Raw genomic sequence first — 12,694 nt, 5'->3', positions numbered from 1 at the left:
GGACGACGGCTTGAAGCAGCTCCTTTCTAGCACAGTGGCCGCAATTGGCATGCTGCAGCCGCACATGGGGAGATCGCGACGCGATACCGCGCAGCGGCGTCCCGGCGCGAGCGCGCGGCCTTGGCGGCAGCCCGCCGGTTGCCGATCGCGGCCAGCGATTCGCACGGCCCATGCAGGCGGCTTGCTGCCATGGAGCGACCTGATTAGCACGCTCACTCAACCGGGAAGACCGGCACATCCCGCAGCGTGTCCTCCGGCCATGGCTTGAGCCTGGCGGCGGCGGCCAGTCAGCGTGGGACAGGCGTGCATGGCCCGATCTGCTTGCTGCCGCCAGTCGTTTGCCGCGGCTGCGGCGGGCGCGAGATAGCCGAGGGGTTCGAGCAGGCGTTGATTATTGAACCATGAGAGCCACGCGAGGGTGGCCCGTTCGACGGCTGCGCGGGTCTTCCAGGGCGCTCGCCGATGGATCGGTTCGGTCTTGTACAACCCGTTGATCGTCTCGGCCAAGGCGTTGTCGTAAGAGTTGCCGACGCTGCTGACGGAGGGTTCGATGCCGGTACCCAGCCGGCATCGTCGCTGACGCGGGTCCGATCCCGGTGAGGCGATGCCCGGGCCGCCCAAAGCGGCCGAGTTTCTTGATGTCCAAGGAGTGGCTGGACCGGGCAACCGCTACAGCAGCGCACTGAGGCCATCGGCCAGCGCCGCGAAGCCATGACCTGACCGCCAGGCCCGACGCTGCGACATACAGCGCTGGCGGACAACCCGTGAGCGACAACGCCATCGACCAGGTAGATGGAGGAGACGCATCTAGAGGCGACGATCAGCCATTCAGCGCTGTTTGCGGGCCCAGCTGCAACTTTCATGCGACCCGTAGCAATGCAAAATATATGTCGAATTCGTCATCTCAAATAGTTTTCCACCAGCACCTCAAAGGGCACGCATCGAACCAAAGACAGGCTGAAAATTCGCCAAAACATGTGGTTCATGTCACATCATTTCAATAAATGGCAAGAAAAGACACCTGGCGCGACTTCTATCTGTATAGCAATCGGCACTGGCGATTTGCGCATTTCTATGGTTCAAGATATCGGTTCCACCCATTAATTATACAAATTTCCGCATATTCGATGCGGATAATGGCAGATCCTGCCCCAGCCCATTGCACGCACTAGCACGCCGTTATTACGTTTGCGTTAAGGTCGTTCATATGCGGCCTGCCCCCACTTCATCGAAGGCAAGCTAATGAGCAACCGCCCTGATCGAAAGGCATTCAAGCGCGCCGCTCTGGCCATGATCCTCAGCGCTTCGCTGGCCCAAGGCGCCGTCCACGCGCAAAGCACCACCGGCAGCATCTACGGTTCCGCGCCGGCCACCGGAACCAGCATCACGATCCAAAGCGACACCGGGTTGAGCAGGACCGTGCCGGTCGACGGCAATGGCCGCTACGCCCTCGGTTCGCTTCCGATCGGCAACTACACCGTGATCCTGCGCCGCGGCGAGGAAACGATCGACACGCGCAAGAACGTCTTGCTACGCGTCGGATCGGGGACGGAAGTCTCGTTCGCAGCGGCCGACGCGACCACGCTGGAAGCACTGACCGTCACCGCCGCCAGCGCGCCGAAGATCGATGTCACCAGCACCGCGTCGCGCTCGGTGATCACCTCCGAGCAGCTGGATACGCTGCCGCTGGGCCGCAGCGCCGAGGCGATCGCGCTGCTGGCTCCGGGCACCGTCTCCGGCAGCGGCGCATTCACCAACGGCAGCCGCTCTGTGGTGTCCTTCGGCGGCTCCGGGGTGACCGAGAACGCGTATTACATCAATGGATTCAACGTCAGCAACCCGCTGAACAACCTCGGCGGCCTGAGCCTGCCTTACGGCGCGATCGACCAGCAGGAAACCTACACCGGCGGCTACAGTTCCAAGTACGGGCGCTCCACCGGCGGCGTGATCAACCAGGTCGGCAAGCGCGGCACCAACGAGTGGCACTTCGGCTTCCAGACCACCTGGGCGCCGGATTCGCTGGCCAGTTCGCCGCGCGATATCTGGTATCCAAGCGCCAGCCTGGCCAGCGACTACGCCTACGAAAACCCCGACCTCGCCGGCACCCTGTATCGCCGGCGCAAGGGCGACACCAGCACCAACACCACCTACAGCGCCTACGCCGGCGGCCCGCTGATCGAGGATCGCCTGTTCGTCTTCGTCGCCGGCGAATCCAACAAGACCGAGGGCGTGTCGACCAACAACAGCGCCGACAGCGTCCAGGCGCGCAACCACTACAACTATAGCGCGCCGAAGTTCTACGGCAAGATCGACTGGAACATCAACGACAGCAACATCCTGGAATACACGCGCATCCAGAACACCGACCGCCGCGCCGGCTACTACACGTCCTACGACTACGACACCCTCAGCGAAGGCGATCGCACCGGCACCTCTCCGGACACCTACAAGCTCACCGACACCGACGACATCTTCAAGTACACCGGCTACCTGACCGACGACCTGACCCTGAACGCGACCTGGGGCCGCAGTCGCGAGAAAGACTACCAGGCCAATCCGGCGTCCTCGGACCTGCCCTACATCAGCGGCGCCACCAACCAGGATCCGTCGATCACCGGCGGCACCCGAATCACCAATAGCCAGGCCTCGACCACGGTCAAGAACGCCAATGCGCAGAACAAGACCCGCGGCCTGCGCGTGGAGCTGGAGTACCGCATCGGCAACCACGACCTGACCGCCGGCGTGGACAACATGTATTTCAACGCCTACAACGAAGGCGTCGATACCAGCGGACCGGGCTATCTTTGGATCTACAGCAAGGCCTCCAACCCGAACGTGGCCATCGATCCCAACCTCGGGGTCGGCGCTGCCGGCGGCAACGGCTATTACGTGCAGAAGTACATCTTCACCACCGCCACCAGCATGGCGGTGGAGCAGAAGGCCTACTACCTGGAAGATCGCTGGCAGGTGAGCGACAACTGGCTGCTGACCCTGGGCGTGCGCAACGACAAGTTCACCAACTTCAACAGCAGCCACGTGGCCTACGTGGACAGCGGCGACCAGTGGGCGCCACGCATGGGCGTGAGCTGGGACGTGTTCGGCGACTCCTCGTTCAAGCTGTTCGCCAACCTCGGCCGCTACTATCTCGCGCTGCCCAACAGCGTCGCCATCCGCGGCGCCTCGGCCTCGACCTACACCCGCGAGTATTTCACCTACACCGGCATCGATGCGAACGGCGAGCCTGCCGGCCTGACCGCGCTGGGTCCCGGCCCGGTGTCCAGCAACGGCGAATACGGCGAAGCGCCGGATCCGAACTCGTTCACGCCCAACGACCTGAAGTCGCAGTACCAGGACGAGCTCATCGTCGGTTTCGAGAAGACCATCGGCGACAAGTGGAACTCCGGCGCCAAGCTCACCTACCGCAAGCTGCAGTCGGCGATCGACGATGTCTGCGACAGCGACAAGATGTCGAGCAAGCTCACCTCGCTGGGTATCGATCCGGATTCGGTCACGATTCCGGGCTGCGTGCTGTTCAATCCTGGCGAGAGCAACACCTACAAGCTCGCCAACGTGGACGGCTCCGGCTACACAACGTTGAAGATGTCGCGCTCGGACTGGGGCTTCACCGATTCGGCCAAGCGCGCCTACGCCGCCGTCGATCTGTTCCTGGAGCATCCGTTCGATGAAAAATGGTACGGCCGCGTCGACTACACCTGGTCGCACAGCTATGGCAACACCGAAGGCCAGGTGAAGTCCGACATCGGCCAGACCGACGTTTCCAAGACCCAGGACTGGGACTCCGCCCCACTGATGGAATACGCGGGCGGCGATCTGGCCAACGACCGTCGGCACCAGCTGAAGGCCTTCGGCGCCTACCAGTTCACCCCCGAGTGGATGGTCTCGGCCACGCTGAAGATCGCGTCCGGCATGCCGAAGTCCTGCCTGGGCTACTACGGCACCGACGAATCAGATCCGATCAGCTACGGCTCGGCTTACCACTACTGCGGCGGCAGCCCATCCAGCCCGGGCCAATCGGGCCGCCTACCCTGGACCAAGCTGGTGGACCTGGGCGCGACCTATCGCCCTGCCTTCGCCGACCACAAGCTGGCGTTCGGCCTGCAGGCGTTCAACGTACTCAACGAACGCAAGCCGGTACAGATCGACGCCACCTACGAAACCGATCCCTATACCGTTTCCAATACTTACGGCATCGGCACCTACTACACCCAGCCGCGCTCCGTCCGCCTGTCGGCGTCCTACGACTTCTGAGCACCTGGCAGCGCAATGTTCAGCCTGGACGTTCCGCCGCAGCGCCGCGTCTACTCCACTCCCGCCCCGGCTCCGCCGGGGCTTTTTTGGTTCTTCTCCCTACGGAGGGGAGAGGCGCATGGCCGACCGTCGGAAGTGTCGTTGTCTAAAAGCAAAACGGGGATCGGCCGTGGCCGACGTGGATTGTATTGCGCAGTTGGCTGGCTGGGCGGTCTCAAGAATCAAGTGCAACACGTGATTTGAAGGCGAGGATTTCCTTCTCCATGGCCGCTGCCGGCGTGGCCCAGCCTAATGTCTGGCGAGGACGCCCATTCATCAGCTTGGCGACGTGATTGAGGTACTCCTGGCTCGCTTGCGACAAGTCCACGCCCTTGGGCAGGAACTGGCGCAGCAGGCCATTGGTGTTCTCGTTGCTGCCCCGCTGCCACGGCGCATACGGATCGGCGAACCACACGTCGATGTTCAACCGTCGCATCAGCTCCTCGTAACAGGTCAGTTCCGTTCCGCGGTCGTAGGTCAGGCTCTCGCGCAGGAAGGCCGGCAGCTTCTTCATCTGGCGAGTGAAGCCTTCCAGCGCGGCGTCCGCGGTGCAGCCATCCATCCTGCACAGCACCACGAAGCGTGTCTTGCGCTCGACCAGCGTGCCCACGCAGGACCGGTTGAACGCGCCCTTGATCAGGTCGCCCTCCCAATGCCCCGGCAGCAGGCGCTGTTCCACCGCTTCGGGCCGATGCACGATGCGCAGCTCCTCCGGTACCCAGGTGCGCGCCGCTGCTGTGGTGCGCCTGCGGCCTCGCGTGGGCTTGCTCTGGCGCAATGCATCGACCAGGGCCTGCTTCAGGCCGCCGCGCGGATGCGCGTAGATGGCCGCGTAGATCGTCTCGTGACTGACCCGCTGGCTGGCGTCGTCTGGATGCATGTCCCGCAGTGTGGCCGCGATCTGCTGCGGCGACCAGCGATCGAACACAAGACGGTCGTGGACGAACTCGAACAGCACCGCGCCCGCGATCAGCCTGCGTGCTCGTACGCTGCGCGATCGCCGCGATCGATACACCAGGGCTGCCGCATGCGCCGAGTACACGCCGCTGTCCAGACGCCGGATCTCGCGGCTCAGCGTCGATGCGCTACGCCCCAGGCGGCGACCGATCCCACGAAGACTCGTTCCCCGATCGCGTTCGACCTGAAGCACCGCGCGTTCCTCACTACTCAGATGACTGTACTGTCTTCCCATCGCAACACCCTACGCTCTGTGAGGTGTTGCACTTGGAAGTTGAGTCTGCCCTGGGTGGGGGCTGGGTGTCGCGCCGCGCCCTGCGCAACGGCCTGGAACCGCTGAAGGTCTTCGTGCGCCGGCTGGAACCATACCCGCACCTGATTCCCCACATCACGCATCCACCGTTGCGAGCCGATAGGGCAGCGGTGGAGTCCGGATCAGGGGATGCGACTGATGGGGAATCAGGTACCGGCAAGGCATCCTGACGCACTGCCGCTGGCCACTGGGCACCAACCTGGTCGAGGGCGTCAACAACAAGATCAAGGTGATCAACCGCATGGCCTGCGGGTACTGCGATGACGCCTACTTCCTCCTGAGGATCCGGGCTGCCTTCCCCGGACTTGGGTGAAGAACCGCCGAGCCCGTCGGACGAATGCCGGGTCACCGACAGCGCCAACCCGCACGTCGGCGACAGCACCGCCCGCTACTTCGGCCGCGTCGGCCCGGCGGTGTACTGGAACCTGACCGCCGGCTACCGCATCACCCCGAAGATGAAGGTGAACCTGTACGCCAACAACGTGCGCAACACCGCCGGCGACGGCAACGAGAAACGCTGCTACGGCGACCAGCTCAACACCACCACGCTGTACGACGCGATCGGCCGCGAGGCGGCGGCGGTATGTGTTCGACATTTTGAATCTTCGGGACCAGGGACCGGGGACCCCGGGGACCCGGGAAAAGCGAAAGCGCAGGGCTCTTGCTTTTCCGGGTCCCCGGTCCCCGGTCCCAGCAGTTGCATCAGCAACTGTGGCACTCGCAAAAATCCTGTGCTATCAATGCAAGCCATGAACGCCAACCGCAGCTTTTATTTTTGGTACTACGGTTTTCCGATGCCGCTGGCGGAGGAAGGATTGCGTTCACCCTGAAGGAAACTTCAGCCGCATCCCGAAAGCCGCCAGCGAACCTGGCGGCTTTTTTCATGCCGCCGGACCTGGCCCACCCAGAACCCGACCGAGAGATTCCCCATGGCTCCCCATACCGACGATCTGCGCATCCACAAGATCGAACCGCTGACCCGGCCCGCCCATCTGCTGTCGCTGCTGCCCTGCGACGAGCAGGCCTCGCACACCGTCGCCGCCTCGCGCGCGGCGCTGCACGAGATCCTGCACGGCCGCGACGACCGCCTGGCGGTGGTGATCGGCCCGTGCTCGATCCACGATCCGGTGGCGGCGATGGACTACGCGCAGCGCCTGCGCCCGCTGCGCGACACCTACGGCGATGCGCTGGAGATCGTGATGCGGGTGTACTTCGAAAAACCGCGCACCACGGTCGGCTGGAAGGGCCTGATCAACGATCCCAACCTCGACGGCAGCTTCGACATCAACAAGGGCCTGCGCCTGGCGCGCGGCCTGCTGCGCGACATCAACCGTCTCGGCCTGCCGGCGGGTGTCGAATTCCTCGACATCATCTCGCCGCAGTACATCGCCGATCTGGTGGCCTGGGGCGCGATCGGCGCGCGCACCACCGAAAGCCAGGTGCACCGCGAACTGGCCTCGGGCCTGTCGTGCCCGGTCGGGTTCAAGAACGGCACCAGCGGCGACGTCAAGATCGCGGTCGATGCGGTCGGCGCGGCCTCGCATCCGCACCATTTCCTGGCGGTGACCAAGGATGGGCAGACCGCCGTCGCCACCACCACCGGCAACCCCGATTGCCACGTGATCCTGCGTGGCGGCAAGCTGCCCAACTACGACGCGGCCAGCGTCGCCGCCGCCGGCCAGGTGCTGGAGAAGGCCGGGCTGCCGGCACGGCTGATGGTCGATGCCAGCCACGCCAACAGCGGCAAGAATCCGGACAACCAGCCGAAGGTGATCGAGGACATCGCCGCGCAGCTGGAAGCCGGACAGACCCGCATCGTCGGTGCGATGGTGGAGAGCCACCTGGTCGGCGGCCGTCAGGAACTGGTCGACGGCCAGCCGCTGGTCTACGGGCAGAGCATCACCGACGGCTGCATCGACTGGGACAGCTCGGTGCAGGTGCTGGAGCGCTTGGCGCAGGCGGTGCGTGCACGGCGCCAGGCGCGGTTGTCGCAGGCGGCCTGAGTCAAGGCGGGTGCGGCAACGAAAACCGGCCTGACGGCCCGGTTTCGATCTTGTGTGTCGGCGCCTTGAAAGACCCGGCCGCGCCGTCGAATAGAAAGGGAGAGAGCTTTGTCATCGACGGCCGCGAACCGGTGCTGACGTTATGCGCCTGCGGCATCGCCCGCGTGTGTCGCCATGTGGCAGCGGCTAGCAAGGTGTCCGGGTTGCGTTAAAGCCGGTTTTGCATCGGTTCAGCGCCGCGACGCGATCCCATGATCGGCATCGGCAGGACGCACATGGCGGCGAAGCATGCGCGGCTGTGACGCAAGGCGCGCGCTGGCCGATAATGCGCGCATGGCCGACGCCACGCCCTGGTTCCTGTATCTGCTCGAATGCCGCAACGGCAGCTACTACGCGGGCATCACCCTCGATCTGCAGGCGCGCTACCAGGCGCATCTGCGTGGCAGCGGCGCCAGGTACACCCGCGCCAACCCGCCGCTGCGGCTGCTGGCCAGCCGCGCCTATCCGGACCGCGCCGCCGCCTCGCGCGCCGAATGGGCGCTCAAGCAACTGCCGCGCGCACGCAAGCTGGCGTTCCTCCGCGAGCCCGAGCTGGTTTCCTCGTCCATCGAGACATAGCGGCGCGGTGGAGGCTTTGGCCTCGATCGCCTCCGCAGCCGCGGGAAGCCCGCCCCGCTCTGCTCGTCGCGGCCGAAGCCGCTCCAAAAAAGCGCGGAAACCGCGGCGTTGGTGCTGCGCCGCGCGCTAGACGGCTCAACCCGCCGCGTGCATGGTGCCGGTCTCCAGCCAGCGCTGGTGCCAGGACAGCGCTTCGGGCAGCAGGTGCGGGGTGTGCTTGCCGTAGCTGTCGTGCAGCGCGCGGTCGAAATAGTCTTCCAGCTGCGCGCGGTAGCTCGGGTCCACGCAATGGTCGATCAGCTGCCGCGCGCGGTGTCGCGGCGGTAGCCCGCGCAGGTCGGCCAGGCCGTGTTCGGTGACGATGATGGAGACGTCGTGCTCGGTGTGGTCGACGTGGCTGACCATCGGCACGATCGCCGAGATGCTGCCGTGCTTGGCGGTGCTGGGGCTGAGGAAGATCGACAGGAAGCCGTTGCGGGCGAAGTCGCCGGAGCCGCCGATGCCGTTCATGATGCGGCTGCCCATCACGTGGGTGGAGTTGACGTTGCCGTACAGGTCGGCCTCGATCATGCCGTTCATCGCGATGCAGCCCAGCCGCCGCACCAGCTCCGGATGGTTGGAGATCTCCTGCGTGCGCAGGATGATGCGCTCGCGGTAGAAATCGATGTTGCGCTTGAACTCTTCGTTCGCCTCCGGACTCAGCGCGAAGCCGGTGCACGAGGCCACCTTCAGCACGCCGCTGCGCAACAGGTCGAGCATGCCGTCCTGGATCACCTCGGTGAAGGCGCTGAGGTCGCGGAAGCCGCTGCTGGCCAGGCCGGCCAGCACCGCGTTGGGGATGTTGCCCACGCCGGACTGCAGCGGCAGCAGATTGGCCGGCAGCCGGCCCTTGCCGACTTCGTGCTGGAGGAAGTCGATCAGGTGCGCGGCGATGCGCTTGCTGGTGGCGTCGGCCGGAGTGAACGGGCTGTTGCGGTCCGGGCCGTGGGTGCGCACCACCGCCACGATCTTGTCCGGATCGCAGCGCAGCGACGGCTCGCCGATGCGGTCGTCGGCGTGCAGCAGCGGGATCGGCTTGCGCTGCGGCGGCAGCGCGGTGCCGTAGTACACGTCGTGCATGCCGTCGATGCCGGCCGGCTGCCAGTCGTTGACCTCGACGATCACCTTCTTGGCCAGATCCAGCCAGGTCTTGTTGTTGCCGATCGAGGTGGAGGGGATCAGGCTGCCGTCTGCGCGGATGCCGGCCACTTCCACCACCGCGGTGTCGATCTCGCCATAGAAGCCGAACCACACGTGCTGGGCGACGTGGCTGAGATGGATGTCGATGTAGTCCAGGGTGCCGGCGTTGATCCGCTGGCGCGCGTCCGGGTCGGTCTGGAACGGCATGCGCAGGGCGATGCCGTCGGCCTTGGCCAGCGCGCCGTCCAGTTCCGGCGCGGTGGAGGCGCCGGTCATCAGCCGGATCTTGAACGCCTGGCCCTGCAGGTGCGCGGCCTCGATCCGCTGCGCCAGCGCGATCGGCACCGCCTTGGGGTAGCCGGAGCCGGTGAAGCCGCTCATCGCCACCGTCTCGCCGGGCTGGATCAGCGCGGCGGCGGCCTCGGCGGTGACGATGCGCTCGCGCAGGCGCGGGTGGAGGATGCGTTCGGCGGACATGCGGGCGACCGTGGCGGGAAGAGGAGACCGCGATTATCGCGGATCGCGCCGGGCGCGGGTTTGCGCCGGTGGTGCAATGGCGGTGCCGGCGCCCGGCTTTCACGCGGCCCACGCCGCGGCGCGGCGATAGTGCGGCGGTGCCGCCCTTCGCCCGCCTCTCGCCGAACGCCGCCCTCGAACGCTACCGGCGCTGGCCGCGTCCGTGGCGTGTGCTGCTGCGCGGGCTGTTGATCGCGTATCTGCTGTACCTGCTGCTGGGCAACGTGTTCCTCAACACGCCGCTGTTCGACATGGCGAGCAACCGCAAGCCGGAAAAATTCCGCATGCAGATCGGCCCGGCGCTGACCGTGCTGCCAGGCGTCGTCACCGTCTGGAACCTGCGCATGCGCGGCCATGTGCAGCGCAGCGTGTGGAGCGTGCGTGCCGATCGCGCCAGCGCGCGCATCGCGTTGCTGCCGCTGCTGCACCGCGAGGTGCGCCTGCCATGGATGGAGGCGGTGAACCTGATCGGCGAGATCGACCGCGTCGCCGACAGCATCCCGCCGCCGCCGCAAAGCGACCAGGGCTGGACCCTGCGCTTCGATGCGATCCACAGCGGCACGCTGCGCCGCGCGCGCGTCGGCGACCTGGCGATCGAAGGCAAGGGCCATGGCACGGTGGGCTTCCTCAAGCAGATCCGCGGCGGGCCGGCGGAGCTGTTCCCGTCGCAGATCGTGTTCGACGACGCCCGCGTGCGCTACGGCAAGCGCCAGATCGCCGACCAGGCGCACCTGGACGCGCGCTTCTCGTTGCCGCGCCACTACCGCGCGCAAGCGCCGGGCCTGCGCAAGCTCGGCATCGCCGACCTGGCGCTGCAACTGCACGGACGCAGCGTGGCGCTGCGCATCGACACCGCCGGGGCGCAGACGCACTTGAGCACCGAACCTGGACTCGGCCACGTGGACGCGAACCTGCGCCTGCTGCGCGGCGAGTTGCAGCCGGGCAGCAGGCTCACCTGGCGGGTGCCGCTGCACGCCGGCGTCGGCGCCACCGACCGCGGCGTGCTGGCGCTGCTGCTCGATGTCGATCGCGACATCCGGCTGCGCGCGCGCCTGCCTGGGCAGGTCGATCCGCGCAGCATGCTCGACGCCGACCTGCGCATCGGCGGACGCACGCTGCCCTTCGCCGACCCCGCGGCGCTGCTGCCACGGCTGTCCGGCACGCTGCAGGGGCGCTGGCATTTCGAATCGCTGAACTGGATCAGCGACCTGCTGGTGCGCAAGCCGTGGTTCCGCCTCGACGGCGGCGGCGACGTTTCTGCGGATCTGCGCCTGGCGCACGGCGCGCTGCAGCCCGGTAGCCGCCTCGACGTGCCCGACGTGCAGGCCGTGGCCGATGTGCTGCGGCTGCGCATCCGCGGCCAGGCGCAGGCGCTCGGACGCATCGTCGGCACTGCCGCGCAGCCGCGCACGCAGGTCAACGTGCGCATGCGCAGCTTCGCGCTGGCGCCGCTGGCCGAGCCCAAGGCGATCTTCGTCCAGGGCGAGAACCTGCGCCTGGATCTGGAGGGCGACGGCACGCTGGCGATGCTGAAAGAATCGTTGCAGGCGCGCCTGCGCTTCGACGATGCGCGCGTGCCCGACCTGCGCGCCTACAACCGCTACCTGCCCGCCGCGCAGGTGCGCGTGCTCGGCGGCAGCGGCGCGCTCAGCGGCGATTTGCAGCTGGACGCGGCCGGGCAGGTCGGCGCAGGCAATGTGCGCGTGCGCGGCCGCCAGGCACGGCTGCAGGCGGCCGGATTGGCGTTGGTGGGCGACCTGGATCTTGACGCGCGGCTGCGCCGCGCGGACCCGCAGGGCAAGCGCTTCGACCTGAGCGGCAGCACGCTGCGCCTGCAGCGCGTGCGCTACGGCGCCGGTGTCAGGCAGCGCGACTGGTGGGCCACGCTGCGCGTGCCGCAAGGACGCATCGCCGCGGCGCCGGCCACACAGGCCGATGCGCAGGTGCAGATGCAGATGCGCGATGCCGGGCCGGTGCTGGCGGTGTTCGCGCAGCGCAGCGATGCGCCGGCCTGGCTGCTCAAGCTGGCCGATGCCGGGCAACTGGATGCGAGCGGCCAGTTGCGCTGGCGCAAGGACGCGCTGTGGCTGGATCGCCTGCAGGCGCAAAACCAGCGCGTATCGCTGCGCGCGCGCCTGCGCGTCGGCGATGCCGGCACGCAGGGCGAGCTGTATGCGCGCTGGGGCGTACTCGGCGTCGGCGTGGCGCTGCGCGGCGAACAACGGCAATGGCATCTGCTCAATGCGCGCGAATGGTATGAGCGGCAGCCGGCGTGGTTGCCGGACACGCTGCCGGCATCTGGACCCGCCCCCTCGGCGCCTTGAGCCGGGGCAGGGCGCCGTGCACGTCGTGCGTGGTCGCGGTCACGCAGGCTCGCAGCCGGATGCGCCGTATCGCGCCGCGTGCTTGCGCAGCCGATGGCAGACTGTAGGGGCGGCCTCAGTTGCGAGCAGCATGATCGAAGCGCGTCGCGACCGATCGCCCCGGTCCGCCTGTCAGGCCGCAGCGTGATGCTGCGACGATTGCATATCGACCCGACGCGGTTGCGGGGGCAGCGCGGACGCGATGACGTTAAGGGCTTGGCGCGTGCTGCGTCGCAGCAGAATGTACTGCCCGGTTTCGTTTTGCAGTGCAGCGTGCAATGCGCAAAAAAAGCGCCCAAGATCGACCTGCATCCCGACGTGGGGGAGGGAGCAAGGCCCGCTGGCAGTTCGCTGCAAGCGGGCTTTTTTTTGCCTGCCGATCATCGATTCTGCCATGCCGTGGTGGCTGCGCGCAGGCGGCGCCCCGCACTTATTCC

Annotated in this window: 8 protein-coding genes and 2 pseudogenes; 6 read left to right on the top strand and 4 right to left on the bottom strand. The window is 66.7% G+C overall.

The genetic code is table 11. From position 1 onward, the window contains the following. Positions 1-216: 216 nt before the first annotated feature. Positions 217-555: pseudogene (locus FZ025_RS08490) on the bottom strand (integrase core domain-containing protein); the annotation flags it as partial. A gap of 687 nt (positions 556-1,242) precedes the next feature. On the opposite strand from FZ025_RS08490, the gene FZ025_RS08485 reads away from it, so the two are divergent. Then, the gene (locus tag FZ025_RS08485; protein WP_046979135.1) at positions 1,243-4,269 is read left to right on the top strand and encodes a TonB-dependent receptor; all 3,027 of its coding nucleotides are present in this window, start codon (positions 1,243-1,245) and stop codon (positions 4,267-4,269) included. Between the two features lie 214 nt (positions 4,270-4,483). Here the strand turns inward: FZ025_RS08485 and FZ025_RS08480 are convergent, their stop codons facing one another. Then, positions 4,484-5,500 carry an IS30 family transposase gene (locus FZ025_RS08480; RefSeq protein WP_158185509.1) on the bottom strand — a complete coding sequence of 339 codons (1,017 nt, stop codon included), beginning with the start codon at positions 5,498-5,500 and terminating at the stop codon, positions 4,484-4,486. Between the two features lie 229 nt (positions 5,501-5,729). Here FZ025_RS08480 and FZ025_RS08475 point away from each other — a divergent pair. From FZ025_RS08475 to FZ025_RS08460, 4 genes and pseudogenes are all read left to right on the top strand, one after another. Continuing rightward, positions 5,730-5,891, top strand: a pseudogene (locus FZ025_RS08475) (transposase); the annotation flags it as partial. After that, positions 5,884-6,408, top strand: a complete 525-nt coding sequence (locus FZ025_RS22320; RefSeq protein ID WP_046979410.1) for a TonB-dependent receptor — start codon at positions 5,884-5,886, stop codon at positions 6,406-6,408. The pseudogene FZ025_RS08475 and the gene FZ025_RS22320, both read left to right, overlap by 8 nt. A 99-nt stretch (positions 6,409-6,507) precedes the next feature. After that, on the top strand, positions 6,508-7,581 hold the full coding sequence (locus FZ025_RS08465; RefSeq protein WP_046979409.1) for a 3-deoxy-7-phosphoheptulonate synthase: 1,074 nt from the start codon (positions 6,508-6,510) through the stop codon (positions 7,579-7,581). A gap of 333 nt (positions 7,582-7,914) precedes the next feature. Then, on the top strand, positions 7,915-8,199 hold the full coding sequence (locus FZ025_RS08460; protein WP_046979411.1) for a GIY-YIG nuclease family protein: 285 nt from the start codon (positions 7,915-7,917) through the stop codon (positions 8,197-8,199). Positions 8,200-8,334: 135 nt separating this feature from the next. Here FZ025_RS08460 and scpC read toward each other — a convergent pair whose 3' ends face one another. Next, positions 8,335-9,855 carry a succinyl-CoA:acetate CoA-transferase ScpC gene (gene scpC / locus FZ025_RS08455; protein WP_046979408.1) on the bottom strand — a complete coding sequence of 507 codons (1,521 nt, stop codon included), beginning with the start codon at positions 9,853-9,855 and terminating at the stop codon, positions 8,335-8,337. A gap of 137 nt (positions 9,856-9,992) precedes the next feature. On the opposite strand from scpC, the gene FZ025_RS08450 reads away from it, so the two are divergent. After that, positions 9,993-12,218, top strand: a complete 2,226-nt coding sequence (locus FZ025_RS08450; RefSeq protein WP_046979407.1) for an AsmA family protein — start codon at positions 9,993-9,995, stop codon at positions 12,216-12,218. A gap of 171 nt (positions 12,219-12,389) precedes the next feature. Here FZ025_RS08450 and FZ025_RS08445 read toward each other — a convergent pair whose 3' ends face one another. Next, on the bottom strand, positions 12,390-12,653 hold the full coding sequence (locus FZ025_RS08445; RefSeq protein WP_146093636.1) for a hypothetical protein: 264 nt from the start codon (positions 12,651-12,653) through the stop codon (positions 12,390-12,392). Positions 12,654-12,694 lie beyond the last annotated feature (41 nt).

It is taken from the genome of Xanthomonas hyacinthi (assembly GCF_009769165.1).
Classification (GTDB): domain Bacteria; phylum Pseudomonadota; class Gammaproteobacteria; order Xanthomonadales; family Xanthomonadaceae; genus Xanthomonas_A; species Xanthomonas_A hyacinthi.
The sequence above is the reverse complement of the archived record's forward strand: the minus strand, read 5'-3'. Positions and strand labels throughout refer to the sequence as shown.

Coding starts and splice junctions, on each gene's coding strand:
- FZ025_RS08485 (WP_046979135.1), top strand. CDS start 1,243: ATGAGCAACCGCCCTGATCGAAAGGCATTCAAGCGCGCCGCTCTGGCC.
- FZ025_RS08480 (WP_158185509.1), bottom strand. CDS start 5,500: ATGGGAAGACAGTACAGTCATCTGAGTAGTGAGGAACGCGCGGTGCTT.
- FZ025_RS08465 (WP_046979409.1), top strand. CDS start 6,508: ATGGCTCCCCATACCGACGATCTGCGCATCCACAAGATCGAACCGCTG.
- FZ025_RS08460 (WP_046979411.1), top strand. CDS start 7,915: ATGGCCGACGCCACGCCCTGGTTCCTGTATCTGCTCGAATGCCGCAAC.
- scpC (WP_046979408.1), bottom strand. CDS start 9,855: ATGTCCGCCGAACGCATCCTCCACCCGCGCCTGCGCGAGCGCATCGTC.
- FZ025_RS08445 (WP_146093636.1), bottom strand. CDS start 12,653: ATGGCAGAATCGATGATCGGCAGGCAAAAAAAAGCCCGCTTGCAGCGA.